This window comes from Paenibacillus suaedae, assembly GCF_032337355.1.
GTDB classification, from domain to species: Bacteria; Bacillota; Bacilli; order Paenibacillales; family Paenibacillaceae; genus Paenibacillus_B; species Paenibacillus_B suaedae.
Window position 1 is genome coordinate 274,315 of record NZ_JAVYAA010000005.1, and the last position, 26,093, is coordinate 300,407.

At 43.1% G+C, this 26,093-nt stretch carries 23 protein-coding genes; 14 read left to right on the top strand and 9 right to left on the bottom strand.

Features of this window, described 5'->3' with window-relative positions:
• The first annotated feature begins 14 nt into the window (after window positions 1–14).
• The 4 genes from RQP50_RS20735 to RQP50_RS20750 all read left to right on the top strand — a co-directional run bounded on the left by RQP50_RS20735 (window position 15) and on the right by RQP50_RS20750 (window position 6,200).
• Window positions 15–854 (top strand): DNA adenine methylase, encoded by an 840-nt coding sequence (locus RQP50_RS20735; RefSeq protein ID WP_139295415.1) that lies wholly within the window; start codon window positions 15–17, stop codon window positions 852–854.
• Window positions 851–3,142: a DGQHR domain-containing protein gene (locus RQP50_RS20740; RefSeq protein WP_072730979.1), complete on the top strand. Its 2,292-nt coding sequence runs from the start codon at window positions 851–853 to the stop codon at window positions 3,140–3,142. Before RQP50_RS20735 ends, RQP50_RS20740 begins: the two co-directional genes overlap by 4 nt.
• A gap of 495 nt (window positions 3,143–3,637) precedes the next feature.
• Complete coding sequence (locus RQP50_RS20745; protein WP_315746592.1) at window positions 3,638–4,936, top strand: hypothetical protein; 1,299 nt, start codon at window positions 3,638–3,640, stop codon at window positions 4,934–4,936.
• A 49-nt stretch (window positions 4,937–4,985) separates the two neighbouring features.
• A complete protein-coding gene (locus RQP50_RS20750) occupies window positions 4,986–6,200 on the top strand; it encodes a spr1629 family repressor/antitoxin (RefSeq protein WP_315746593.1) in 1,215 nt (404 codons plus the stop codon).
• Window positions 6,201–6,331: 131 nt separating this feature from the next.
• On the opposite strand, the gene RQP50_RS20755 is transcribed toward RQP50_RS20750, so the two are convergent.
• Window positions 6,332–7,525, bottom strand: a complete 1,194-nt coding sequence (locus RQP50_RS20755; protein ID WP_315746594.1) for an MFS transporter — start codon at window positions 7,523–7,525, stop codon at window positions 6,332–6,334.
• Between the two features lie 190 nt (window positions 7,526–7,715).
• Between RQP50_RS20755 and RQP50_RS20760 the strand changes: the two genes are divergently transcribed.
• Both RQP50_RS20760 and RQP50_RS20765 read left to right on the top strand, forming a co-directional pair.
• Complete coding sequence (locus RQP50_RS20760; protein WP_315746595.1) at window positions 7,716–8,294, top strand: TetR/AcrR family transcriptional regulator; 579 nt, start codon at window positions 7,716–7,718, stop codon at window positions 8,292–8,294.
• A gap of 265 nt (window positions 8,295–8,559) precedes the next feature.
• Entirely contained in the window at window positions 8,560–9,288 is a 729-nt protein-coding gene (locus tag RQP50_RS20765; protein ID WP_315746676.1) for a DUF4386 domain-containing protein, read from the top strand.
• 7 nt (window positions 9,289–9,295) lie between these two features.
• Here the strand turns inward: RQP50_RS20765 and RQP50_RS20770 are convergent, their stop codons facing one another.
• From RQP50_RS20770 to RQP50_RS20785, 4 genes are all read right to left on the bottom strand, one after another.
• The gene (locus RQP50_RS20770) at window positions 9,296–9,880 is read right to left on the bottom strand and encodes a Crp/Fnr family transcriptional regulator (RefSeq protein ID WP_315746596.1); all 585 of its coding nucleotides are present in this window, start codon (window positions 9,878–9,880) and stop codon (window positions 9,296–9,298) included.
• Window positions 9,881–9,982: 102 nt separating this feature from the next.
• Complete coding sequence (locus tag RQP50_RS20775; protein ID WP_315746597.1) at window positions 9,983–10,774, bottom strand: CPBP family intramembrane glutamic endopeptidase; 792 nt, start codon at window positions 10,772–10,774, stop codon at window positions 9,983–9,985.
• 129 nt (window positions 10,775–10,903) lie between these two features.
• Window positions 10,904–11,713: a MerR family transcriptional regulator gene (locus RQP50_RS20780; RefSeq protein WP_315746599.1), complete on the bottom strand. Its 810-nt coding sequence runs from the start codon at window positions 11,711–11,713 to the stop codon at window positions 10,904–10,906.
• Between the two features lie 37 nt (window positions 11,714–11,750).
• Window positions 11,751–12,185, bottom strand: a complete 435-nt coding sequence (locus RQP50_RS20785; protein WP_315746600.1) for an Lrp/AsnC family transcriptional regulator — start codon at window positions 12,183–12,185, stop codon at window positions 11,751–11,753.
• Between the two features lie 160 nt (window positions 12,186–12,345).
• Here RQP50_RS20785 and RQP50_RS20790 point away from each other — a divergent pair, with 160 nt between their 5' ends.
• Complete coding sequence (locus RQP50_RS20790) at window positions 12,346–12,819, top strand: VOC family protein (RefSeq protein ID WP_315746601.1); 474 nt, start codon at window positions 12,346–12,348, stop codon at window positions 12,817–12,819.
• A 159-nt stretch (window positions 12,820–12,978) separates the two neighbouring features.
• On the opposite strand, the gene RQP50_RS20795 is transcribed toward RQP50_RS20790, so the two are convergent.
• Both RQP50_RS20795 and RQP50_RS20800 read right to left on the bottom strand, forming a co-directional pair.
• Entirely contained in the window at window positions 12,979–14,400 is a 1,422-nt protein-coding gene (locus tag RQP50_RS20795) for an FAD-binding oxidoreductase (protein WP_394358420.1), read from the bottom strand.
• 432 nt (window positions 14,401–14,832) lie between these two features.
• Window positions 14,833–17,394, bottom strand: coding sequence for a DUF4855 domain-containing protein (locus RQP50_RS20800; RefSeq protein ID WP_315746602.1), 2,562 nt, complete (start codon window positions 17,392–17,394; stop codon window positions 14,833–14,835).
• A gap of 311 nt (window positions 17,395–17,705) precedes the next feature.
• On the opposite strand from RQP50_RS20800, the gene RQP50_RS20805 reads away from it, so the two are divergent.
• From RQP50_RS20805 to RQP50_RS20835, 7 genes are all read left to right on the top strand, one after another.
• The gene (locus RQP50_RS20805) at window positions 17,706–18,308 is read left to right on the top strand and encodes a DUF4062 domain-containing protein (protein WP_315746603.1); all 603 of its coding nucleotides are present in this window, start codon (window positions 17,706–17,708) and stop codon (window positions 18,306–18,308) included.
• Between the two features lie 134 nt (window positions 18,309–18,442).
• Entirely contained in the window at window positions 18,443–18,955 is a 513-nt protein-coding gene (locus RQP50_RS20810; RefSeq protein WP_315746604.1) for a GNAT family N-acetyltransferase, read from the top strand.
• Between the two features lie 16 nt (window positions 18,956–18,971).
• Complete coding sequence (locus RQP50_RS20815) at window positions 18,972–19,697, top strand: response regulator transcription factor (RefSeq protein ID WP_021257471.1); 726 nt, start codon at window positions 18,972–18,974, stop codon at window positions 19,695–19,697.
• A 19-nt stretch (window positions 19,698–19,716) separates the two neighbouring features.
• Entirely contained in the window at window positions 19,717–20,820 is a 1,104-nt protein-coding gene (locus RQP50_RS20820; protein WP_315746605.1) for a sensor histidine kinase, read from the top strand.
• 147 nt (window positions 20,821–20,967) lie between these two features.
• Complete coding sequence (locus RQP50_RS20825) at window positions 20,968–21,903, top strand: ABC transporter ATP-binding protein (protein WP_315746606.1); 936 nt, start codon at window positions 20,968–20,970, stop codon at window positions 21,901–21,903.
• A 27-nt stretch (window positions 21,904–21,930) separates the two neighbouring features.
• Entirely contained in the window at window positions 21,931–23,055 is a 1,125-nt protein-coding gene (locus RQP50_RS20830; protein WP_072730962.1) for an ABC transporter permease, read from the top strand.
• Between the two features lies 1 nt (window position 23,056).
• Entirely contained in the window at window positions 23,057–24,208 is a 1,152-nt protein-coding gene (locus RQP50_RS20835; RefSeq protein ID WP_315746607.1) for an ABC transporter permease, read from the top strand.
• A gap of 161 nt (window positions 24,209–24,369) precedes the next feature.
• Here RQP50_RS20835 and RQP50_RS20840 read toward each other — a convergent pair whose 3' ends face one another.
• On the bottom strand, window positions 24,370–24,996 hold the full coding sequence (locus RQP50_RS20840) for a type 1 glutamine amidotransferase family protein (RefSeq protein WP_315746608.1): 627 nt from the start codon (window positions 24,994–24,996) through the stop codon (window positions 24,370–24,372).
• A 110-nt stretch (window positions 24,997–25,106) separates the two neighbouring features.
• Window positions 25,107–26,072 carry a helix-turn-helix transcriptional regulator gene (locus tag RQP50_RS20845; protein WP_315746609.1) on the bottom strand — a complete coding sequence of 322 codons (966 nt, stop codon included), beginning with the start codon at window positions 26,070–26,072 and terminating at the stop codon, window positions 25,107–25,109.
• Window positions 26,073–26,093: the final 21 nt, after the last annotated feature.

Sequence of the window (26,093 nt, forward strand, 5' to 3'; positions counted from 1 at the left end):
CTTGGAGTATGATGATGGCTAGATTTCCTGAATTTAACACAACCAAACCTTTCCTTCGATGGGCAGGTGGAAAAACGTGGCTAATAAAATATCTCAACATGATAATTGGTGACTCGAGATTTAATAACTATCATGAACCATTTTTGGGAGGCGGCTCTATTTTTTTCACAATCTCTCCTGAAGGTAGATCATATTTATCAGATCTTAACAAGGAACTTATTGTTACATATAAATCAGTAAAAGAAAATCCATTTGCTATTATTAATTCGTTAAAAACATATGAAAATACTGAAGATTTTTATTACATAATTCGAAGTCACGTTCCAAAAGACCAATTTGATCAAGCTGCCCGATTTATTTTTCTAAACCAGACTTCGTTTAATGGTCTTTATCGTGTTAATCAGCGTGGTGAATATAATGTTCCCTTTGGATTTCGTAAAAAGGACTTCCTTGAGGAAGATAAGTTAATCGCTGCTAGCAAATCTCTACAAAATGCAATTATCTCCTGTGGAGACTTTACATGTAACAATCAAAACATTACTGAAGGAGACTTAGTATTTTTAGATCCACCTTATACTGTCTCACACAACAATAATGGCTTTATAAAGTATAACCAAAAGTTGTTCTCTTTAGATGACCAGAAGCGCCTAAGCCAGTATATTGATTATATAAAGTCACAAGGCGCTTATTATATCTTAACAAATGCAGCTCATCAAACAATTTTGGAACTTTTTGAAAAGGGAGACACAAGATTAGAACTTAGCCGAGCAAATTTAATCGGAGGAGATAAAGCAAAAAGAGGAATAGTTTCTGAATATATTTTCACAAATATTCCGGGAGGGGCAAACCGATGAGCTTTATGGAAAAGTTAGTTTCTGATAAAGAAATCACTGGATTAAGAAGAAAACGAAGTCAGATATATTATTTTGAAAAATTTGAGCCTGAACTTCAGGAAAAAAGAGAAAGCGAAGGATGGGAATTTGATAAAAACCTGAAAAATTCAGTCCGCATGAAGAAGATTAAACCTTTAGATGAACGGTTCGAAGATGAGGTTTGGACTCTATTTTCCACTTTAGGATTCTCTTATATGAATAAAGATCGACACCTTGAAATTCCTTATGGTACCCCAGGGACAGCCACCACAAAACAAATAGATGTATTTGCAGCAGACGAAGAGACTATTCTATTTATAGAATGTAAGTGCTCTCATATAGGCAAAAAGGGCGATTTTAAGAAAGAAATAGAATCGATAAATGGAATACGTAATGGACTTTTTTCTGAGGCTAGAAAGATTTTTCACAACAGAAAAATGAAGTATATATTAGCTACAAAAAATTACGAAGTTACGGATAGTGACCGGGTAAGAATGAAGGAGTTAGGAATTCACCATTTTGATGAGTATGCCATCAGATACTTTACCGAATTATCAAAGCACTTGGGAGATTGCGCACGGTTCCAACTCCTTGGTAATCTTTTTGAAGGGCAAAAAATAAATGGTATGGAGAACAAAATTCCGGCTATTGAAGGCAAGATGGGCGGATTTACATATTATTCATTTTCAATAGAACCTGAAAAGTTATTAAAAGTCGCTTATGTTCTTCATAGAAATGAAGCTAATAATGACATAATGCCTACTTACCAGAGAATTGTAAAAAAGAGCAGACTAAAAGAGATTCAAAAATTTGTTGATTGTGGTGGATTTTTCCCGAATTCTCTTATTATTAATATTGATACAAAAGGAAAGAAACTGAAATTTGATATTGCTTCACCACAAGCTGAAAAGTCAATTTCACGAATTGGTATATTGCATCTTCCACAATTGTATCGCTCTGCATATATTATTGATGGACAACATCGGTTATACGGATATGCAAATTCAAAATATGCAGGTACAAACTCCATTCCTGTGGTCGCATTTGTAAACCTTGCCCAGGAAAAACAAGTAGAGTTATTTATGGAAATTAACGAAAACCAAAAGTCAGTATCCAAGAACCTCCAAAACACACTTAATGCTGATCTCTTATGGTCGTCTGACGATTGGAATAAACAAAGGAAGGCCCTACGATTATATGTTGCCCAAAAGTTGGGTGAAATACAATCATCACCTCTCTTTGGACGTATCATAATAGGGGAAAATGAAATCAGCTCTACTTGCTGTATTACAATTGATACTATTGAGAAATCTCTAAAATCTACAGATTTCCTTAGCAGATATAGCAAAGGAAATATTATCGATGTGGATGGAACATTTGATAAGGGAAACAACGAAGCAACTAGTAAAATTCTCTTCCCTTTTATTACTGCATGTTTCAACTATATTAAGGAAAACTTATCAGAAGAATGGAACAAAGGAGAAAGTGACCAGGGGATACTAACAATTAATAATAGTATATATGGCCTTATTAAGATATTTAATGATATTGTAAACCATTTATTTACTTCAAACAAAATAAATCCAAAAGTCGATAATCCTAATGATGTCGCCAAAGAAATCCAATATTATCTCGCCCCTCTAGTAAACTTTTTTAGCACAATTTCTGAAGAAAGTCGAAAAGAAATCAGAACGAATTACGGAAGTGGGGGGAGGACAAAAGTTTGGAGAACTTTTCAAAAAATCATTTCAGAACACAGGATAGATTTCCAACCTTTTGGATTACATCAATGGATAAAAGATAATACCAAACAATACAATGTTACTTCGTTTGAAATGATCCACGATCTTGAAAATTTAATCAAACAAGACTTTGAGTCAAAATTAAAAAGCAAGTATGGAGAAAGATGGCTTACTGCTGGTCTACCACCAAAGGTATATAAGCAAGCTAATAATGTAATGGGAAAACAAAATTATGATAACAGTATAAATGGTGTGAATAAGTCCGTTTCTATTTGGGACTGTGTTACAATTTTACACTGTAGAGATATAGCAATATTTGGCCCCAACTGGACGGAATTATTTGAAGCATCCTATACTCGTCCAGAAGAAAAAAAGCTACCAGGTGGAAAAACAGCTAAAACAGAATGGATTACTAAATTAGCCACCATCGCTAATAATAATAACTCAAACTATAGTGTCTCAGAAGAAGAATATCTATTTTTAAAAGCACTTAATGATTGGCTCCTTGCTAATCGATTACCAATTTGACTAACGCTTGTTCAAATAGTACATATAAAGCGAAACTGGCGTTGGTAGAGACCAACGCCAATTATTTTTTTGAGGCATATAAAATGTTTAAAATTATGTATTACTTGCTAATATGTCGCGATTCACAACAAAAAATTTACACGAACAATATGGTTAATTGGAGTGGTAATTATTTTAAAGTGGTTTCATGAAAAAATTTTATCTTTCTATGGATTTATATTTTTTAATTTCATAAATCTTATGTTAATCCTATTGACTCATAAATACCTGATTTTCAATTTACTAATGATCGTATCTATAAGCTACTCGATATATGCGATGTTTGTATTGTGTTGGAGAGTTTTTAAGTCGATAAAGGGATTGGAGGAATTAGTGCATTTTTATATCAACTCTTTCTCTTATGATTTGAACCACAGGAAAAGTATTTTACACAATGTCATTAAATTGTTGGTTGGATGTTTTTTATTAGTAATTACATTATTATATGAGGTAGAAGTGTTAGCATATCGCCCATCTATACTCGTTAATAAAGATGTTATACCCTTTATCTTCCTGATTTCGTTTTCCTTCATCATAATACTTGTATTAAGTCATTCTAAAGTCAGTCCACTATTAATGATATTTGCTTCAACGTTTTTTGGTCTTATGATTCTATTAATTTCTTTAATGGTACTGCTATTATTCATTGCTTCACTATTTACTCTATCCTTAAAGTCTCTCAAAACAGGCGCACCTTTATTTGCTGTTTCGGAGATTCAGGATATTATTGATAACCTCATTAAAATAGGGATAGGGCTGATTTTCATTGCGTCGGATAGGACATATTTTATATGGAACTTACTAATTTCAGTTTTAATTCAGGTTCTTATTATCTTTATTACACCACCATATTTGTTGAAACGCTCAAAAAATGCTCTCACTTTTGTGAATTACATATTTAATGCCTTGATACTATTGCTATTATTTGTGTCACAAGATGTGATAAACGGTATTAATTCATCTATTAAAAGTTTTCATTCAATAGGTATTGAGGAATTGCTCAATCAAACAAATAACCATACGTTTAAAGAGCTGTTTGATAAGTTTATTAACGTGACTTTAATACCCTATATCATAGGTTCATTCATAGGATTACTTCTGCTGGATCGGAAAGAAACAGCCCTGCAGCAAAAAGCTAGAAATAACTATTTAACCGCTTTACATCTTCATAGTAATGAAAACATAAAAGATGTAATAATTCATCTTAAAAAATCTGTCTACTACGGTGGAGAAAGCTATGAGTTGCTTATCAGAAGTAACAATGGCTTTGTTACTTATTACAACTCATTATTAACTAATGAGCCAATTAATAGTTCCTGGGGGCAACGTTTTACTAGTACTGTTTCCAGTCGTATTTTGTTGGCAGCGAAGATAGTTGCTGAATTTTCCAAATCCGTTACATCGAAAATCACAAAATTACCAATTGTACTCCGACAGTTTGCTGATAACTACAATCTTCGAATTCAATTGACTTTGCTAAGTATTGCTTTTAGCGGGTTCGCTGCATTTGCACTACTAGATTTTATTTTAATGAATTACGAAATCAATAAAATATTTCGATTTTTAAAAATATTATTTAACTCACTATCAATAGCCTTTACCACAATGTTTATAATTGCTACCGTAAGTCATTTGTACTATCGCAAGAGCTTTCATATAGTAGTTTTCTATTTTATTGCTAGTTTTTTCTCGATTTTCATACTTACTGTTGAGTATTTCCTTATAAAGTTGTTCATAAGAAGTATCGTTCAATAAGACGGGAAACGTCGTTTGGAATAACGATAAGTAAAAAGGAGGGACAGGCATGTTCATTGGCGAAAATCTGGCCAATTTACGAATCATGCACGGATATTCGCGCAAACAACTCTCCGACATGTTAGGGGTTACCGAACAAGCAGTCTGGCAGTACGAGAACGCGTATACGACACCGAAAATGCAGATCGTGAATGAATTGAAGCGAATCTTTAACGTAAAAAGCAAATACTTTTATTCGAAAGACATACTTGCAAAATATAGGTCACCTGCGAATGTCGACGTCATGAATATCGCTTATCGTTCCAAGGTGTTGAATGTCATCTCTAAGACACAGGCGGAAGCCATGCATCTCGAGTATTTAGATTCTTTTGTAAACTATATAACGGCTAATGTAAGCCATCCGACCCTCAAAATCATCAAACTTCGGGACGAAGTGATGGAGTATGTAAAGCATACAGATGACGATAGAACTGCCCAAATCAACCGTGTTGCTCATTTAGCGAGGAAACGGCTCGATTTATCGACATCCAATAATGATGATCTCTTGTTCCAAATCGAGAAAAGCGGCGTGTTCGTGTTCGAGAAGGCCATTGGCGAGGAAATCGATGCTTATAGCCTGTGGACTCGAAATGACCGCTCCTATATTATGTTAGGAAATATGAAGCAATCAGCTTCTAGAAGAAACTTTGATCTTGCTCATGAACTCGGGCATCTTCTGCTCCATTACCAGCTTGAGTTCGCTAACTTAGATCGAAAAGAGCACAAAAATATTAAGAATGAAGCGAACATGTTTGCCGGAGCTTTGTTATTGCCGGAAGAACAATTCACACTGGATATGAAGGATATCTCCCGTCCTACCAATCCAGATGGCTATGTAGATTTAAAGAAGAAATGGAAAACATCCCTTCAAGTGTTAGGCTATAGAGCCGCAAACCTTGGAATCATTGAGGCCAAAGAACATCGGAATTTCTACGCGGCATTGCACCGCAAAGGTTATTTGAAAATGGAGCCGCTTGATGATACCATTCCGATCCAGAAGCCAATGAAAATCAAAACAATCATTGATTTTGCTTCAAAGAAGGGAATTATGGATATTGGACATATGATCGAACACGACTGGAAGGTTGAAGTATCCTTCTTTCATCATTTGACGGGAATTGACCCAAGCTTTTTCGAGAAGTATATGGCTAAAAATTTGGACTTTGGTCTGCAAAATGTTACCGAAATTACGGAACGTATTTCTGCCAATAAAATAAAAGCATAGATATGAATCAAAATCCCCTTTACGCACACTTAACGTGAGTCAGGACACCCTGAGCAAACGAGTGAACGGAAAGGGGATTTTTTATGGGACAGATTCCCCTCCCCTCACTGATCGAATGAGTCATTGCCCCCTTACTTCTTCTCTGTAGCAAAATAAAGTATTGCAGCGATTGGGAAAGCCATTCCGATCCATAACGCGGCACTCCATCCTCCCGTAGCGTATATCCACCCTCCAATTGCGGATCCGATAGCACCTCCAAAGAAGAAAATAGCCATGAAAAGCCCATTCAATCGACTACGAATTTCCGGATTCAACGAGAAGAGCACGCGTTGTCCAAGCACCAGATTTGCGGATACACCGGCATCCAATAATATGGCTGAAATGACGAGAACGGCTACTCCGATAGGTGAACCCGTACGAATTATAAGCGGCAACAGAACAGAAATGATGACCGTAACGAGTGCAATCCCTGTTGCGGGTCTAGTCCAGCCGCGGTCAGCCAACCGTCCAGCCACAGGCGCTGCTACTGCACCCGCAACTCCAACAAGCGCGAACAATGCGATTTCTTTCTGAGAAAAACCAAAGATCGGGCTTGATAGAAGTAATGGAACTGTTGTCCAAAATAAGCTAAACGTCGCAAACACACATGCATGATATGCAGCCCGACGGCGTAAGATCGGGGTTGTTCGCAGCAAATGCCACATCGAACCAAGCAGAGCTGTATAGGAAGTGTCTAACGAAGGCTTTCTTGTAGGCAACACCTTCGACAGTACGATCGCCAAAATAAGAATAGCTGCAGCGGACAAAGCGAATACGGCATGCCAGCCAAAGAAGTCAGCTACCAGGCTAGACACAGGGCGTGCGAGCATGATCCCAAGCAACAGTCCGCTCATGACATTGCCGACAACACGGCCGCGTGAAGATTCGGATGCAAGGTATGACGCAAAAGGTACGAGCACTTGTGCTGCGACTGATCCTACACCGATTACAAACGAAGCTGCTAAAAACGGGAAAGCTTGCTTTGACAATGCCGTAATTCCAAGGGCAACCGCTGTAAGAAGCAACGATATGACAATCAGCCTTTTATTTTCAACAATATCCCCCATAGGTACGACAAATAGCAACCCGACTACGTAACCAATCTGCGTTAACGTTACAATAAAGCCGGAACTGCTTGCAGACAACCCGATTGAAGAACTAATTACTCCAACTAAGGGCTGCGCATAGTAAAGATTGGCTACAATGATACCGCATGCGGTAGCTAGGAGTACGGTTAACCATGTCGGAATATTTCTCTCGATTGTTTGTTTTTTTGAAGCAGTCATTATAGGCTCCTCCTCTTCCTCTTTTAAATACTGAACGTATAGTTTATAAATTCGATAATCAAATAATATACTGAACGTTTAGTTTTGTAAATAGGCAGCCTCAACTTTATTTTTTATTCATAATTGGTATACTGAACGTATAGTTTATTTATCTCGGAGAAGATATGTATGGATGAAAGGTGATGATTAGATGAATGGAAAAAGAGGCCGGCCGCGTAATGTAGAAGCGCAAAAGTCTATCCTTTCCGCATCTTACGAATTATTGTTGGAAAATGGCTTTCAAGCCGTAACCGTCGATAAAATTGCCGATCGTGCCCAGGTTAGCAAGGCCACGATTTATAAATGGTGGCCTAACAAGGCTGCCGTGGTAATGGATGGTTTCCTGTACGCCGCTACGACCAGATTGCCAGTGCCTGATACGGGTTCGACATTTCAAGATATTCAAATTCACGCTACAAATTTAACCCGGTTTTTGACAAGTCGGGAGGGTATCATCATTACGGAGTTATTAGGCGAAGGTCAGTTTGATTCAGGGTTGGCGGAGGCCTATCGATCTCGGTTTTTCCGTCCCCGTCGACTTGAAGCAAGGGGTATTTTGGAGAAAGGGGTTCAACGCGGAGAATTGAAACAAAATCTCGACATTGGTATATGCATTGATCTCATTTATGGTCCAATTTTCTATCGCTTGCTTGTAACAGGCGAAGCGTTGGACGAGCCCTATGTGCAACAATTGGTGATCAACGCATTTGAAGGAATCCGATCAATCTGAATCGAATTTGCTACAACATCCAATTAGTAGCGATCGAACAACATTCTATGATCGTTTCTTTCATGCTTTCCATGAGCAGCCCAAACCCTGTGGTGGATTAGTGCGGGGAAGGAACATAAAGCGCCTAAGCCGAAGGCTTCTTTCCTTGGCTTAGGCGCTTAAACGATCTATAGCTACTTTTCATTTTTCTTGATTTAAGTCAATGCTCCATCATCATCCTCTGCTTACAATAAGATTCATAACGAACACCTGGAGGGATTTGATGATGGTTACGACACACATACAACGAACCGATCAGCGTACAGCTGCCCTGACTGCTGGCATAGCGCTGATCATTATGACGCTAGCTTCCTTTTTCTCGTACGGCTATGTCCATGCCAGCCTTGTGGTACAAGGAGATGCCAGCGCCACCTTTCATAACATCATGTCATCGACCACACTATTCAAGGCTGAAATCTTGGGCTGGCTGATGATCCTCATTGCCGATATCGTGGTTGCTTGGGCTTTCTATATGGTTCTAAAGCCTATCCATCAAGGGCTTTCCTTGCTCGGCGCATGGTTCCGACTCATCTATACAGCGATACTAGGGATTGCTATTCTAAACTTACTATTCGTGCTGCTGCTCACGGGCAGTGCAGATCATTCAGCAATCTCCGATCAGCTTCAGACACAGGCGATGTTGTATGTACGAGCTTTTGACGCCATCTGGTCGATTGGGCTAATTATTTTTGGCGGGCATCTGTTGATTGTCGGTTACGTAACCCTGAAATCAGCCAGTATACCGAAAATCATCAGTATCTTGCTGCTGCTTGCCGGTACAGGCTACATGCTCGTCCACTTATGCAACGTGTTCTTCCCTCAATATGAGGGGATCAAAACCATTCTTACTTACGTATTTACGATACCCATGATCGCCGGCGAATTAGGCTTAGGCTTAGGCTTATGGATGCTGTTCAAAGGTGGAAAGGACGGAAAGACCCCTATTGCAGCCTGACTATTGATTATTCCTTGTCTTGATGTACCCGCTTCTTGATTCTGCTTAAAGACTCTGGCGTAATGCCAAGATAACTCGCCAGCTGGTGCTGCGGCACACGATCGATTAGTCCGGGCCGATTTCGCAGCAATGCCTTGAAGCGCTCTTTCGGCGTCGAGGCGATAAACGCAGCATATTCATCTTGGACTTGGCCAAACTTTTCTTCCACCATCTGGCGCGTTAAGGATTCCAATTGACCATATTTTCGAAACATGTCCTTTTCAACAGCCAGCTCGCCAACAACTAACACGGTATCTTCCAGACAGGTAAAGGTATATTCGGACGACTTATCTTGTCTGTGAGCATTGATGCTGGTGATGGCTTGCTCCTCGGTATAGAAGTTGATCGTAACCTCTTTGCCCGATTCATGAATCAAGTATTGCCTTACACATCCCTGTAATACAAAATAGCAATTCGTAGGGACATCTCCTTGTCTAAGGAGCACTGTTCCTTTTTTATATTCCTCTACATGAATATCTTCGAGAACAGCCCGCTGTTCCTCTTCAGTAAGGGCTGTGTATTTGGTCATGTATTTAACCAATAATTCCTTCATGCTTCTCCCACCTCGTAGAAAAGGTCATCTCCATTTCACTTTACCATTTATTATAAAAGGGTTCACCATACTTCAACACCAGTGGAAAGGCCAAGGTCGTGATCACTTGGATTGATGAAATTTGTACAAGCACTTTCTATCATTCAATACAACCAAACCTACAGCCACGATCAAATAGAATGGGGCCGTAACGACAATAATACGCAATGGATCTCCCAATTGAATCCCCATAAAGTAATTAAAAAGCTGATGAATGAGAATAGGGATAATCAGATTGTGATTCAAATTATAAAATACCGTTATGATGATCGATACAGAGATGATGGAGACCAAGAAGCAGACAATATACAGCACTAAATTCATTCCTGAATAGCCTGTCATCAGCCATAACGGAGCATGCCAGAATCCCCATGTGACTCCAACTATAATAGCTGATTTTAACGGACTGAATCGTTTTTGCAATTCATCGAGTACAAATGCACTCCACCCGAGCTCTTCCCCTAGTGGCCCCAGAATCAGATTATAGCCAAATACGAGAAGCAGTGTCGTCCAGGAATCAGCTAATTGCTCGCGTATGGGCACATTCCAAACTGCAGTTACTACAGAGAGACTCCCTATTAAAACAAATAATTGGAGCAAAACAACGCTCAGTACCGTTGATAGGCGTATCCTTGCACGAAATTGACCCTTTATAAAATCCATCAGGTTTTCTTGAGGCTTGATTTTACGAAACATCGCGATGAACACAAAGGTAGCTGTCCAAGCTGATAGCACTTTTAACACTTCGGCTAATGGTTGAGATTTGATAACCAACATGGATAACCCGATGAGAAGAAGAAACACATAGAATATGCCATAGGTCCATAGAATATATCTTTTTAGTATGCCATTCATATTAATCCCCGCCTGTAACTAGTTTATAAAACAAAAAACCAATAGAACAATTTGCGCGCTCATGCTCCACTGGTTTCCAAATATAAACTATGGTGTTACACCCAGGTCAATAGATCGATCATAAAGTCCCTATTTTCCCTCGACAGGAATATAAATTTCTAAAAATACGCGCTCCATGTTATCCAAATACGTGATCAGACGGGTAATCACAAAAGCGACTCCTTTGGGTGCAAGCCCCTGTTCCCGTCCCCATGCTAACGTATGTTCAAAAACCTGATGCTTAATATCCCCGCTCCCGTTTTGGAACCTGCCATCCTCCACAATCGTGTAGATGCATGTGGGGAACTCCAAATAGCATCCTTCTTCTGTTGGCTTCGCTTCAAGCTTCTCCACAATGTACATCTTCGTATCCAGGAATCCCGTTTCATCAAACGTAAACTGCCTCATAATTTTACTGAGAATATCGTCCTTCATTGAGTCCATATGCTCCAATATAACTGGATACTCCTGAAAGGCTGTGAAATCAGATATCTCCCCCATTACTTCACAAGCGGGGAATTCCCTAATAGAATATTGGTTGAGATGTTGTTTGATATCCTCACAGAATTGTTGGGTTTCCTTTATTTTTTGAAGCATGTGTGCTTTCAGCCGTATCGTTTCTTCTAATTCGCTGGCTTTATCCCCCAGTATAGCTCCAAGCTCTTCGATTTCGCTGCCTACCTGCAGCCTTTTTACTTCTTTTATCGATAGATTTCTCTTTTTATAAAAGTCAGCCACCATCAAGGTATAGATATCATAATAGTCATATTGCCTATAGTGATTGGATTCATTGTGCCTCGGATTCACAATCCCTTGTTCCTCATAGTATCTAAGGGCATCCCTAGTCACTCCAAGGATATCTGATAACTGGCTTGTTCGGTATGTGTTTCGTTCCTCCATTTCAAGTAGGCCTCCTGATGTCCGTACTCTCCTCTGTTCAGAGCAACACCCTGTTCTCTAGAATGTTTTTCATACTAATATGGGATTTTGAAACTCCGATTTTTGCAAGATCATCTTGAAACTGGGCAAGCTCCTCGATGGATGCCGTTTGTACCTTGATCAGATAATTGTATTCTCCGCTAATGCGATATAAATCCGTCACTTCCTTGGCATTTTCACAAAAATCAACGACTTCTTGGCACTGTTCCGTTTTTAACAGAATAAACGTGGTCGTCCCTCTGTTCAAATTCCGCAAATTAAATTCAGCCGTATATCCGGAAATGATATTTTTTTCTTCCAGCTTAATCATTCTTTCTTTTACGGATGGTTGAGACATGGACACTTCTTTGCTGATCTGGGAAATCGACATTCGCGCATTCCGCTGAAGTAATTGCATGATCTTTTGATCAATATCATCGAACCCATTTTCCATACGATGCACACCTCAAATACGAGATTTTAATAAAATAAACTCCTCAGCCTGCATAACCTTATATTCACATGCATTCTACTACATGTTCCTCACTTTTCGCATTCATTTCTCGAATTCATCCCCCTATAATTAGAACCATCTCTAATGAGGAGGCTTATAAATGAGTATACAAGGTCTTGCCCATGTGGCAATCCAAGCCAAAAATTATCAAGCAACCATTGCGTTCTATACGGAAGTATTAGGGTTCAAGAACGGCCATCACTGGAGTCTGCCCTCCTTTCAAATTAAAGAAGCCTCCATGCTGATTTCACCTGACCAAAGAACTTGTATTGAGGTCTTTGATAACGACGCGGTCATTCCTGCTCAAGGAAAGAGAGCACATTCTGATGATGAGGTAGCTCATGGGGCATTATTACATCTCGCCTTCTATGTCCAAGATGTTGAGGATATGTACCAGAGAGCACTCGCATATGGAGCCAAGCCATTTATAGAACCGGCGAGTCTGTCCCTTGGCGAACCGCCACTTGTAGTCAGAAACGCTCTCATTCACAGTCCCAATGGGGAGGTTATCGAATTTATTGAAGATGTAGATTTTGATATGTCCTCCAGAGGGTCCGAGAACCATGGAAACTAAGCTCTCTAACAAAAGGAATCGCCGACGATACATGCGGTACGGTTCAGTTTAATAAAAAAACACCTCCATGGGTATCCCCCTATCTTACGACATAGGAGCATTCCCTTGAGGGTGTTTTTCCTGATTCGTGGTATGGGGGAAATCCCAGAGAGTCTCTCCCTAACGGCGAGGCTTCTTCCCCACCGGAATACTTTGGGCAAAGCGAAACACATTATGGGGATCATACTTGCGTTTTACCTGCTTCAGTCTAGGAAAGTTCACACCATAGTAAGCCTTGGGCCAGTTTTTTATTTGCAAATCAGGAAAATTCACATAATCCCCTACAACGAAGGGACGTAATGCTTTTCGAAATCTTTTCACCCACTGAATATTCCGCTGCTGCTCGCTATTGTTCCTCCATCGCGCAGATAGCTCATAGATCGTCTCCGCCTTCCGATGGGGATAGGCTGTTGCTGTTGGTGATACTCGGCTCACTGCGCTTCCTGCACCACCTAAGCTTTGAGACCATACAGTAGAATGCCGGTTAGGTGCTTGAGACAGGAATTTCCGAATAATCCGAATCCCCTCGGGAGGCAAAGGATGGAACCCGTAAGCCCCAGTTATTTTAAACTTCGGCTCCAAATTCAGATCCCCCTTGGCAAAAAACTTGGTTGCCTCGATAAATGGCACGGTTCGCACCATGACCTTCACCGGAGTCCCTGCTTTGAGCAAAGGTCTGATTAAACGGCGTAATTCCTCTTTGCTGCCCAGCAACTGTCCAGTAGACACGATCGTCCCTACCTGCTTCGCAGCCACCTCAATCGTTGAGGTTAAACGGTTCGTGACAGAAGGCGCCCAGCGCTGCCAAGCCGGGAGTACCCTCTCTAAATGGCGCCACTTCCAGGTTATGCTGTAGATGGAGACGGACTGAATAGGGCGTACCCGAAATGTAAACCTTGTAGCTATGCCAAAGTTCCCTCCTCCACCACCTCGTGATGCCCACAATAAATCAGAATGTTTCTTCTTATTTGCTACGATTGTCTTCGCCCCATACCGACCTGATGCGACAACCATCTTTACTTGTTTCAAGTTATCGCAGGTAAGTCCATATTTGCGCGACAGAAGTCCAATTCCGCCTCCCGAGGCAAGCCCAGCAATGCCCACATCGGGTGCAGTCCCCGCCGGAAGGGCCACACGCTTATCCCACAGCTTCCTGTACACTCGGGCAAGCGGATTGCCCGTCTGCACATGGGCCACCATCCTCTTGCGATCCACCTGAACCTTATTCATCTCGCTCACATCGATAATAATCCCGCCATTGACAGACGAAAAGCCCTCATAGCTGTGGCGCCCGCTGCGCGCCCTCAGCCGTACCCCCCGCTCGCGAGCCCACTTGACTGCGTTAATCACATCCTGCGTTCGTCTGCAGAAGACGATAACCCGCGGAAACTTGGAAAAACGCCTGTTGTACTCCATTCTTGCTTTATGATATGAAGGGTTCCCCGGCCGCACAATCCTTCCCGTTAATCGGGTTGCCCCTTTTTTCTTCTGCTTTGCCATCGAATGTCCACCATCCTCGTCCATGGAGTAAGCTATACTCATCTGCTTATTCCTATGTCGGGACATCTGACCTGGTAACGGCACCTGCCTTGTAGGCATTGTTTCCTCACCATTTATAATTCGTTAGCTCAATTCCGTTAGCCGCCTTTACAATCATTTTCGTGACAGCCTTAAACATGGCTTTCATTAGGAATGGTACACGAAGCATCAAGTTACTTCAGAACGTTTCCCCTATTTGTGGCCTGTTGTACTTGCGGGTGCTTATTCAGCTGAGGATGATGATGAAGATGACAGCTCCTATTGTTTCGAACTTGATTATGGTCTCGCAAGGATACTAGATGGAATTGAGCAGTATATTCGTTAATTACATCGTAAACAACACAAAACAAGCCCAGCACGGTGTTTCTGGTGCATGGGCTTGTTTTATTATTTAGGGGGAGAACCACATATCAATCTTTATGCGAGGTCAGTGGATCAGCTGCCGTAGACTTCGAGCTCATAAAGCGAATACCAGTAGCCGGTACCCTGGTTCGTTGCATACATGCGGACATACCTCGCATTTACTGGTTCAAAGTAGATATCGTCAATGCCGCCATCGCCCGTTGATGTCGTATACATATCCGCCCAATTGAGGGCATCGTTCGACACCTGAATCCTGTAGCCCTTCGCATAGGCAAACTCCCAGTTCAATTTGACCTGATTGACGCGATATTGTTGTCCAAGGTCTACGTAGATCCATTGCGGGTTGGAATATAGACTGGACCATCTCGTCGTCGGATTGCCATCTACCGCTTTATCAGCCGTGTATGCGGCTGTCTCGTTGGAAGAAGCTGTTGCCGATTTATTTAGCGCTAGATTTGGCTTGCTGCCATAAACCTGGAATTCATACAAGGAGTATCCGTAGAAGGTGTAAGCCCTTTGCGTCCCGTACATTCGTACATACCTTGCATTCACCGGTGTAAAGAATATATCGTTGATGCCACCATTACCCGTTGTCGTGGTATATACATCCGTCCAGTTGGCCGCATCATTGGATACTTGGATTTTATAGCCTTTTCCATAAGCAAGCTCCCAATTCAATAGGACTCGATTAATGTTATACGACTGACCGAGGTCAATCGCTACCCATTCTGAATCTGTAAACTGACTAGACCATCTTGTCGTCGCATTGCCGTCCACCACATTGTTCGGCGTAAGAGTTGCGTCTTGGTTGGAAGATGACGAAGCTGTCTTATTTAACGCTAGATTCGCTGTGGTGGCGGACCCAACGCTATCCCCATATACCTGAAACTCATAAAGGGAGTACCCATAGATCGTCCCTCGTTCCGTAGCGTACATTCTCACATACCTTGCCGTTGTTGGCACAAATCCAATATCGTCGACTCCGCCAACGCCAGTCGTGGTTGTATAGACATCCGTCCAATTGGTAGCATCGTTCGAAACTTGAATTTTGTAACTCTTGCCGTATGCGGTCTCCCAGTTCAGCCTAACTCGGTTAACGTTATAGGCTTGCCCGAGATCAACGTAGATCCACTCCGTATTTGTATATTGCTGGCTTGACCATCTGGTGCCGAACTTATTGTCGACCGCCTTATCGGCGGATACAGAAGAACTTTGGCTTGAAGAGGCTACAGCCGTCTTGCCGCTTGCCAGGTTTCCCGGAATCGTGTACGTTCCTTTGGTGAATTTGTAGATGTCTTCATACATTTGTCTGCCGTCATAAATGCCGCTTACGCCGTTGTTGTTCTTGTTCTTATAGAAGTTATATATACCGAAGATATCTTGGTACCAGCCTTTGATCGCCCCTGTCATGTACCCGTATTCTGCGCCAGCCTTTAAGTAATTATCGAAACGGTTCTTAAAATCGGGGTCAGACATCGCTCTCTCGTCAAATTCCATTTCGATGCCTTGATTGTAGGTTTGAGCTTGGGTAGTAACAGCGGTCATTCTCGAATAGTCTGAACTCGGGACGAAGTAGTGGTTGGGCTGCTGGATACTGAAATCAAAGGTATAGTTATGCGCGTTTTTGCTTTGTCCTGCACCAAAGTATGGAATCCAGCAATATTTCAAGCCAAGCGAGTGCAGATAGTTTCCAGTGTTATTAATCGCATTAACCTCACCCTGATTGCCGGTGTCTATATCTTCGTGGAACCAATAGAAACCCTTTAATTCAAGGTTGCTGTATTGGGCTTGGTTCCATTTGCTTCGTACGGTGTCGATATACCATTTGGTTACCTTGGTCAAGTTGCTGGGATTGGCTTTTAAATTTTCACTGATGCCGTCGTTATCGACATCCCCGAAATTGGTTATTCTACTGTTGGGATAAGGTATCATAATATATACCTTGGATTTGTAGTTTGGTTGGTTTAGCGTGGCTGCAACCTGCTGGGTAGCTTGATTCAGGGCGTCCAGCTGTTGATTGGCAGTGAAAATACGGTTGATGTACCACTCCCAATCCGTCTTGTAGGTAAACTTGGCAGGGTCAGCCGAATCACCGAAATCCCGATAGTCAGGCGTATTGATTCCTAGGAACAGGAACGAGTCAAAGAAGGTGTCGTCCATCACATTATTGCTGTTGTAGTGCGCAACATAAGGCAACAATGTATTTTTGTCATACGTGCCGATTTCTTTTCCCTCGTATGTCGTTCGTCCGCCGTAATATCCGGTGTACAGCAAGGCCATATTTTTCACGTTTCCAGATGCCGCGGTGTTGGGTGGAAAATATCCCGTCGCAGCGGCAAGGTCAAGAGGCTGCTCTATGGCAGGCTGTGGCTGTTGCTCGAGATCAGATTGGGGCTGTTGATTAAAATCAGGCTGTGGCTGTGGATCGGGATCAGGCTGAGGAATTCCCCCTTGCTCCGGCTGAGTAGGAGTTTCAGGCAAAGGCTGTTGATCTCCCTGCCCCTGCGTAAACTCCGGCGGTATATCCCCCTCTGCATTCAGTACCGATGGATGGACAGAAAAAACAATCGAGAAGATTAGCACAAGTGATAACAACAACGAACCTCGTCTTGGATACCTTTGACTCTGCTTCATTTTTCATCCCCATTTCTTAGATTGAAATGACAATTACGTTTGTACAAGTCTGGTACATGAGCCTGACCCTGACGCCCAATTATTCCAAGTAGCCTCTTCACCATAGATTTTATGAGACATTTTTATGCGCAGTAATAGATAGTTGTTTACTTTGATATACACTTCTTTACATCCCAAAATCACGATGACGATGTACCCCGCTCTCTCGTTTCCTTCGCATGTAACCTACACAGTATCGTTAAATATTGACACATAAAGTAATGTGACGGTATGATCCATATTAATTTCATTTCAATTCATAAAGGTGGCCTATGAAAAAAAAACTACAAATCTACATATCGTCTACTTTTTCTGATTTGGTTGAGGAAAGATACACCGCTGTAGAAGCCGTGCGTAAAGCTGGGCATATTCCTGCAGGAGTTGAGCTATTCTTCAAGGAAACTTCAATGGACATTAGGAAAAGATGGATCGATGAATCCGATATATATATTCTAATTCTCGGAGGATTCTATGGTTTAACGCTTCCTGATGATGAATCAAAGAGTTATACGCATTGGGAATATGATTATGCGGGCGAAGTTGGTAAACCCAGATTTGCTTTTGTAGTCACAGATGAAGCATTAAGACAAAAGCCATACGACTTTGTAGTAGGGGAGTATTATGAGAGGCTCCAAGAGTTTAAACAATCCGTATTTGAGGAAGTACCTACCTATTATGTTGAAGACATACGGCACATTAAGATGGTTATGCGTGATCAATTGCCAGAGTATGAAAGAAGAGATGATCTGCACGGCTGGATTGCTGCCAAGGATGTCCCAGACGTACAAAAGTTATTGGAAGAGAATGCGAGTTTATTGAGAGAGAATGCTAAATTACAAGCTGAGCTGGAGAAAAATAAAAGAGAAAATCAGTGATAGCGAAGTACAGTGCTTCATCGTCAGATGGGGGCTGTACTTTTTTTCTTCCCATAAAAACATCCTTTGAGTACAATAAATATCAAAAGATCTGGGGATAGGCCCATGGAATTCCATTAAGAAGGAGATAAACCATGAAATCCGCATATGAAATTGAAACCGAGCGTCTTGCTCTGCGCGTTTTTGAAGAAGAGGATGTTGAGGCTGCTAAGCGGTTTTGGGGCGATGAGGAAGTGATGCGGTACTGTCTTGGTGCCTCCGCCCATGAGAAGCTGCCTTTGACTCTTACAGCTTACCGCGAATGTCATCAGGCAAAGGGATTGTCCGTCTATGCGGTGGTGGAAAAAGAAACGGACATGGTCATAGGAGCCGGCGGTTTTAATATATCGGGAGAAGTCCATGAGGTTGAACTCATTTATCATTTTGCCAAGTCAAGCTGGGGAAAAGGATATGCGACAGAAGCGGCAAAGGCTTGCTTAGAGCTTGCCAAAAATCATGGCGGCGTGAAGCGAATCCATGCTTCTGTTGACCCTCAAAATGCGGATTCCAGCAGGATTCTTGAAAAAATAGGTTTTACATACGCCGGCACGGAATGGTTCGAAGATACACAGCAGGAAGAAGCCGTTTATGAAATCATGCTGAAATAAAGCAAGGAGGCGTATGATGAAAATTCGCGTACTAATCGCCGATGACAACTCATTCATCCGCGAAGGGATGAAGATTATTTTAACCACATTCGGCGAATTCGACGTACTTGCCACAGTGGAGGACGGCCGAGAAGCCGTTGAATACTGCCAGGCTCATGAAGTAGATGTTGCCTTGCTGGATGTACGGATGCCGAATATGAACGGAGTCGAGGCCACCAAGCTGATTAGCGAGCAGACGGCAACCAAACCGCTCATTTTGACAACGTTTGACGATGATGAATATATTCTGGATGCAATCCGGTTCGGCGCAAAGGGATATCTGCTAAAAAACACCGACCCGGAGCGGATCCGCGATGCGATCAAAAGCATACACAACGGGCAGAGCGTCCTGCAGGATGTGGTGCTGGAAAAGCTCAAATCCCAGATGTCAGGGAGCCGGGAGTCGACGGAGAGTAAAATGTCCGCCCCGACTGCATCCATCGGAATGCAGAAAGCAGGAATCAGTCCTGAAAGGGAGCAGAGTTCCCCCAATGACGGGCCCTTCGACCGCAGTTTGTTTACGGAACGAGAGCTGGATGTCATGTCGCTCATCGCGCAGGGCCTATCGAACAAGGAAATTTCTAAGGAAATATTTATTTCCGAAGGAACGACGGCAAATTATATCACAGCAATTTTGAATAAGACCGGGCTATCGCACCGGACACAGATTGCGATTTATTATCTGACGGGCAAAACCCGTTAGAGAAGGGAAAGGCTATCGCATGGAAGTTTGGACGGTTGGCAATAAAATGATCATGCTGCTGTTTGTTGTCATCGCTTCTTATTTTACGGCGGCAGCGGCCGATCCATGGTTTGTATTCTATTTTCTAATTTATTTGGCGCTGAATCTAGTCCTGCATATCGTGAAGAAGAGCGTCACCAAGCAGATAATTATTTTGGGAATTATCATCTATTTGGTCAGTTGCACGGTTCACTATCCGTATTTTGCACTGCTGCTTCCGTTTAGCATGAATGAGCTGTCGTCCTTTCATCCGCGGAAAAACGGTTATTTGCTGATCGCCGTATTCCTTCCGATATTGTTTTTGCGAGGTGAAATGGTGATTTTGTATGCCTTTGTAGCTGCTTGGAGTTTCTTCGGTTATGTGATGGTTCGACATTATATAGGGAGGGTCATTAAACAGGAGGATGAGCTTGAACGGATGCGCAAGGACGTGCAGAAGCTGGCGAAAAGCCTCAACGAAAATCGGGAATACGCCAGAGCGTCGGAATATATGGTCAAGCTGGAGGAGCGCAACCGGCTGGCTCAGGAAATTCATGATGGCATCGGGCATGCGATGACCGGCGCCCTGATTCAGATGGAAGCGGCCAAACGCCTTCTGGGCAGCGATTCGGCAACGGCGGAGACGCTGCTGCAAAACGCGATCGGCATCTCCAAGGAGGCGATTGAAGAAATCCGGATTACGCTGAAACATAACAAGCCTCCAATGGAGCAGCTTGGGTTTAGCCGCTTGAAGACCGCGGTTGAAGCTTTTGCAGGCCAAACGGGACTCATGACCTCGGTCGTCCATGAAGGAAACATCGATCAGATCACACCGCTTCATTGGAAAATTATTTATGAAAATGTCACGGAGGCTTTGACCAACAGTGCCAAATATTCCGGCGCTTCGGCCGTTCATGTGGAAGTCCGGGTATTGAACCGTTTTATTAAAGCCGTCGTAGCCGATAACGGCAAAGGTGCCTCCAAAATCGTCAAAGGCCTCGGCTTGATCGGGATGGAGGAGCGGACTGCACACGTCAACGGGACGGTCGTCGCCGACGGCACCCGCGGTTTTAGCATCACAACCCTGATTCCGTACGGTGACTAATGAAAATTCTCATTTGCCGTTAATCCCACTCCTAACAAAATATGAATTTTCTCATGTAAAAAGGATGAACTTATGCACTGATATAAGAGCATCCTTTTTTATTATGATAAAGTCATCCAAAGAACAACGAAACGGAGTGAATGATAGATGAACGTATTGGAAATCCGAGGGCTTACGAAGAAATTTGGCGATTTTATCGCTGTAGATAACATGTCGCTGTCCATTCGGGAAGGTGAGATTTTTGGTTTTCTCGGATCTAACGGAGCTGGCAAGAGCACAACGATCAATATGGTTTCGTCGCTGCTGCGTCCAACCAATGGGGAAATCTGGATTCTGGAGAAGGACATCATGAAGCATAGCCGCTTTGCCAAATTGAACCTCGGCGTTGTCCCCCAGGATTTAGCGATTTATGAGGATATGACTGCGTATGAGAATGTAAGCTTTTTTGCAGGGCTGTACGGTTTACGGGGGACCGAGCTGAAGGAGCGGACAGAGGAAGCGCTGACGTTTGTCGGTCTCGGCGACAAGGCCAAGAGTTTTCCGAAAAATTTCTCCGGCGGGATGAAACGTCGCCTTAACATCGCCTGTGCCATTGCGCATAAACCGAAGCTGATTATTATGGATGAACCGACCGTAGGGATCGATCCCCAATCGCGCAATTATATTTTAACCTCGGTGCGAAAGCTGAACGAATCCGGCTGTACGATTATTTACACAAGCCATTACATGGAGGAAGTCGAGGAAATTTGCTCCCGTATCGCTATTGTGGATCACGGAAAAATCATCGCTGAGGGAACCAAGGAGCAGCTGAAATCGACGGTCACCGACGTCAAAGATATTCGCATTGAATTGAAATCGGCCCAAGGCGGGGAAAGCGAAGGTTTAAAGACCATTCCGGGGGTGCGTAATGTACTTCAGGATGAACAGGTAATTCGGATTCAGAGTGATGCCGCGGTGGATAACTTGAACCGGATATTGAAGCAGCTTATGGATAATGGCAAAGAAATCCGCGCGGTTGAAGAACAGGAACCTAATTTAGAAACGGTATTCCTTACATTAACCGGGCGCAATTTACGGGATTAATAGATCGCGGAAAAGGAGGTTACCACGGTGAATATATTATCGATTGCATTAAAAGAAATAAAGCAGGATCTCCGCGATCGGCGTACGCTGGTGTTCATGCTGGGCTTCCCGATCGTCCTTATGTTAATCCTGGGTATGGCGCTGAGCAATGCATTCAGTTCCGATGTCAAAATCGGAGAGCTGAAGGTTTTGATAAAGGATTCAACCGGCGGCGGAGAGTTGTCTCAAGCGTTTAACGCTTTTACGAAGGAAGTAGGCAAAACGGGAGTGAGATTTGAGTCTCTTCAGCCTGGGATGGATGGACGGACGGAAGTTGAAAATAACCGTTATGTGGATTATGTCGAGTTGACTCCGCAAGGAATTTCCCTTTACGGCAGCAGCCGCGATACGATCGCAAGCAATATTGTGCAGGGGATGCTGGCTTCTTTTACGGATAAATATAATGCGGCTGTGGCGGTAGCCAAGATCGAACCGGCCCAAACCGAGGCGGTATTCGCGAGCAGCGGAACAGACTACATCAAAGAAATGTCCATAACGCCGAACCGAACGCCAAGCTCCGTCGATTATTATGCGCTCGCCATGACCGTGATGGTCGGTATGTGGGCGGCCATGTCAGCAGGCGGGCTGATCCAGAGCGAGATCAGTCGCGGCACAGGAAATCGGCTTATCATTGCTCCGGTAAGTAAAGGCGAAATTTTTACGGGCAAGATTTTGGGCGGAATGATGACGAATGTATTGTGCGTGATAGCGATGGTCCTGTTCAGCAAATATGTGTTTAAAGCTTATTGGGGCAGCCATATGGGGATAGTTGCCATCGTTCTGCTGTCGGTGGTCATCATGGCGATGGGCCTTGGCCTTGCATGCGGCTATATGATAAAAGGCAGGGCAGGCCGCAATTTCGTCAGTTTGATCGTTCAGCTCATGTCTTTTTTCGGAGGAGCCTATTTCCCAATCGGCGATGATTCCGGCAGTGGCTTGATGGGGTTCCTCATCAATTTGTCACCCATCCGCTGGGCTAACCATGGTCTGACGCAAGTGATTTACGGAAATGACGTATCGGCAGCCTGGCCGGTTGTTTGCATAAACATCGGCTTCGCCGTATTGTTTCTAGGTGCATCGATTATCGTGATGAGACGCCGGGAGGGATTGTAAGATGTGGAGTGAGATCTGGTTTCTAGCTACCAAAACGCTGATTGCGACATTTCGCAAACGCAGTGCGCTATTAATATACTTCGGTCTGCCGATTATCGGTATTTTGGGTTCCATACTGTTGTATGGCCAACAAGGGCAGACACAATTACGGGTTGGCGTGGTTAACGATGATCAGGGTCAACAGATTGCGGCGGATACGATCGGTTTTGTGCAGCGTCTCGACCATGTGCAAATCGTAAACGTCACGGCAAGCGAGCTCAAGGAACAGCTGGCTGCGAGCAAGTTGGACAGCGGCTTGATTATCGACTCGGGTTATTCGGAGAGCGTGCTGAACGGGAATCCAGGCCATATTTCCATCGAATCGGTGAAAGGGGCTCAAGTAACGGCGTACATGAAATCGATGCTGCACGGATATATCGATAATGTCGCGGCAATGGCGAAAATATCTGGAGGCGACCAAACCAAATTCCGGCAGCTGTATGATACTTACCATTCCTCGGACTTTAAGCTGACGTCCCAATCCGTAAATGATACATCTGTAACCAAAGCAATGTCGTTTCAATCCATCGGGTTTCTGCTCTTGTTTATGATGAACTCTGCGACCGGGCTATCGGAGCTGATTTTGAAAAACCGGGAGAACCGAACCTATTACCGCATTCTTTCTTCTCCGATCAATGCGAGGATCTATGTGCTGGCGAATGTTTTGGTGAATATTATCGTCATGATCGCGCAAATTATCGTCGCTTTGTTCTTCATGCGGGTCGTGTTTAATCTGGATCCAGGAATCTCAATGGGGGAAATGCTTATTATTCTAACGCTTTTTGCGCTTGTATCCGTCAGCGTGTCGCTGGTGATTGTAGCTTTCTCCAAAAACTCGGCGATGGCTGGAGCGCTTCAAAATCTGATTGTGACTCCAACCTGTCTGCTCGCGGGCTGCTTCTTCCCGAGAAGCATTATGCCTGAAATGCTGCGTCGCATTTCCGACTTCATGCCACAGAGTTGGGCGCTGCAGTCGATCGACAAATTACAGTCCGGAGAAGCGATGGGCAATATCTGGTTTCAGCTAACGATTTTATTCGCCTTTGCGGTTGTTTTCTTCCTGATTGCAACGTACAAATTCGGACGGAACAACGATACGAGGAACTTCGTTTAGCTTTCATGGCTTGCAGTGAAATATATTGGGGCATAAAAATAGCAAAGAGGTTGCACCCGGGTAAGCCGGCGTGCAGCCTCTTTGTCTTGGGCAAAACGAAACATATAATGCGGATCATACTTTCGTTTCACCCGAAGCTGATTCATTTCATGCTGATACTTTTATTGGATTGAGCTCATTAACTCAAAGAAATATTGGGGTTTATGGGTCTTATTTAGACTATACCAAGCATCTAATGTTGTTTCTGAAAACACACCCAATGCTCTCAAGATGTGTGCAGAAAATTCCAATGGTGCTACTCCAGATGCCGTTATCAATTTCCCATCCGTTACAACTGACTCCCTCCTGTAATGCTGCTCGCCTGCATAAGTGGGACAGACCATCTTCAGGTATTCCAGATCATTGCTTGTGTGCTCTCGAGAATTCAACAATCCTGTCTGGGCCAGTCCTATTGTGGCACCGCAAATCGCGGCAACCAGTATACCTTCTTCTATACATCTCTGGGCAACTTGTAAGATCGGTTGGTGAATGGGTGCTGTCCATGTATCTCCACCAGGCAAAATCAATGTATCTGTACTTGCCAAGCTGCACTCATCCAGACAAATGTCAGGGAGTACCTTCAATCCACCCATCGTTGTCACAGGGGCCTTTTCATTCCCCACAGCAACAATTTTTGAGGGGGACATCCCCTTCTTATAAAATCTTCCCGAATTCAATTCAGCAGTTACATAACCAATCTCCCAGTCTGACATTGTGTCAAATACATACAGATATACCGTATTACTCATGTGTACGTTCTCCTTCTCTACCCAATATTCAACGGATTCTCATCATCTATCGGTAATCCATGATTGTCTTCATCATAAAATAACTTCACTGACAACTGCTGTCAGTGAAGTTATTTTCGTTGATAATATTCCATTAATTCCGATGCAGCAGCAATAAGTTTATCCTTCAACAGCTGTGGCTCGATAACTTGAATCGATTTCCCATAGGATAAGAGAAGATGAGGAACATAAGTATCCATTGATGCTTCCTCAAGTACAAAGATTGCTTGATTTGCCGTCCTCTCTTGCAAATAGTGCCCCAAGAACCCGTGCAGACATAAGTCGTCCAATGCCTCTGCTCTGCCCTCGATAATTACAGAAAACGCTCTGTCATTGCCCACCAAATCAGGCAGCAAGTTTTGCTTAACAAACTCACGAGCTGAAAAGGCTTCGGGACGCTTAAATCGGATGGACGTACGCTTGATTTGTACAATCCGTTCTGCCCGGAAGATGCGGAGCTCATTCCTTAGGTGGCAAAATGCAACGGTATACCATTTATTATTCCAGTTCACTGTCCCATAGGGGTCTATGACCCTATGCTTGGGTTGCTCCTCCCGGACTGTGCGGTAATCGATTTCTAGAGAGCATTCCTGTTCTACAGCCTGCTCCAATTCCAGCAATACCGGCTGAATAGAAGGAGCTCCCCCTTGGTTGATTACTTCAAACCCTGCTAACTGACGATTAAGTGTGCGTTCCTGCTCCTGGTTCGAATACTTTTTCAACTTCGATGTCGCATTGTCTAATGCTTCGCCTAGAGGATATCCCGCTTCTTTTGCAAAGATGGCAGCATGAAGGAGCGCCTTTTTCTCCTCCATATCAAATAGCAGAGGGGCTCTGATAAAATGATTGAGCAAGCTATATCCGCCATAATGACCTGAATCAGATACGATAGGCACTCCACTGGCACATAGTGCATCAATATATCGATAGACAGTCCTAATATTTATTTCTAGCTTTTCGGATATTTGTTTGGCAGTCATTTTGGCGCCCGAATTCAGCAACCACAATATTGCCAGCATATTATCGTTTTTTGGCATCGCATAACCCTTCGTAATTCA

What these genes read in the sequence shown, in the direction of transcription:
- RQP50_RS20735 (WP_139295415.1), top strand. Translation starts at nt 15, where the DNA reads ATGGCTAGATTTCCTGAATTTAACACAACCAAACCTTTCCTTCGATGG.
- RQP50_RS20740 (WP_072730979.1), top strand. Translation starts at nt 851, where the DNA reads ATGAGCTTTATGGAAAAGTTAGTTTCTGATAAAGAAATCACTGGATTA.
- RQP50_RS20750 (WP_315746593.1), top strand. Translation starts at nt 4,986, where the DNA reads ATGTTCATTGGCGAAAATCTGGCCAATTTACGAATCATGCACGGATAT.
- RQP50_RS20755 (WP_315746594.1), bottom strand. Translation starts at nt 7,525, where the DNA reads ATGACTGCTTCAAAAAAACAAACAATCGAGAGAAATATTCCGACATGG.
- RQP50_RS20760 (WP_315746595.1), top strand. Translation starts at nt 7,716, where the DNA reads ATGAATGGAAAAAGAGGCCGGCCGCGTAATGTAGAAGCGCAAAAGTCT.
- RQP50_RS20765 (WP_315746676.1), top strand. Translation starts at nt 8,560, where the DNA reads ATGGTTACGACACACATACAACGAACCGATCAGCGTACAGCTGCCCTG.
- RQP50_RS20770 (WP_315746596.1), bottom strand. Translation starts at nt 9,880, where the DNA reads ATGAAGGAATTATTGGTTAAATACATGACCAAATACACAGCCCTTACT.
- RQP50_RS20775 (WP_315746597.1), bottom strand. Translation starts at nt 10,774, where the DNA reads ATGAATGGCATACTAAAAAGATATATTCTATGGACCTATGGCATATTC.
- RQP50_RS20780 (WP_315746599.1), bottom strand. Translation starts at nt 11,713, where the DNA reads ATGGAGGAACGAAACACATACCGAACAAGCCAGTTATCAGATATCCTT.
- RQP50_RS20785 (WP_315746600.1), bottom strand. Translation starts at nt 12,185, where the DNA reads ATGGAAAATGGGTTCGATGATATTGATCAAAAGATCATGCAATTACTT.
- RQP50_RS20790 (WP_315746601.1), top strand. Translation starts at nt 12,346, where the DNA reads ATGAGTATACAAGGTCTTGCCCATGTGGCAATCCAAGCCAAAAATTAT.
- RQP50_RS20795 (WP_394358420.1), bottom strand. Translation starts at nt 14,400, where the DNA reads ATGAGTATAGCTTACTCCATGGACGAGGATGGTGGACATTCGATGGCA.
- RQP50_RS20800 (WP_315746602.1), bottom strand. Translation starts at nt 17,394, where the DNA reads ATGAAGCAGAGTCAAAGGTATCCAAGACGAGGTTCGTTGTTGTTATCA.
- RQP50_RS20805 (WP_315746603.1), top strand. Translation starts at nt 17,706, where the DNA reads ATGAAAAAAAAACTACAAATCTACATATCGTCTACTTTTTCTGATTTG.
- RQP50_RS20810 (WP_315746604.1), top strand. Translation starts at nt 18,443, where the DNA reads ATGAAATCCGCATATGAAATTGAAACCGAGCGTCTTGCTCTGCGCGTT.
- RQP50_RS20815 (WP_021257471.1), top strand. Translation starts at nt 18,972, where the DNA reads ATGAAAATTCGCGTACTAATCGCCGATGACAACTCATTCATCCGCGAA.
- RQP50_RS20820 (WP_315746605.1), top strand. Translation starts at nt 19,717, where the DNA reads ATGGAAGTTTGGACGGTTGGCAATAAAATGATCATGCTGCTGTTTGTT.
- RQP50_RS20825 (WP_315746606.1), top strand. Translation starts at nt 20,968, where the DNA reads ATGAACGTATTGGAAATCCGAGGGCTTACGAAGAAATTTGGCGATTTT.
- RQP50_RS20835 (WP_315746607.1), top strand. Translation starts at nt 23,057, where the DNA reads ATGTGGAGTGAGATCTGGTTTCTAGCTACCAAAACGCTGATTGCGACA.
- RQP50_RS20840 (WP_315746608.1), bottom strand. Translation starts at nt 24,996, where the DNA reads ATGAGTAATACGGTATATCTGTATGTATTTGACACAATGTCAGACTGG.
- RQP50_RS20845 (WP_315746609.1), bottom strand. Translation starts at nt 26,072, where the DNA reads ATGCCAAAAAACGATAATATGCTGGCAATATTGTGGTTGCTGAATTCG.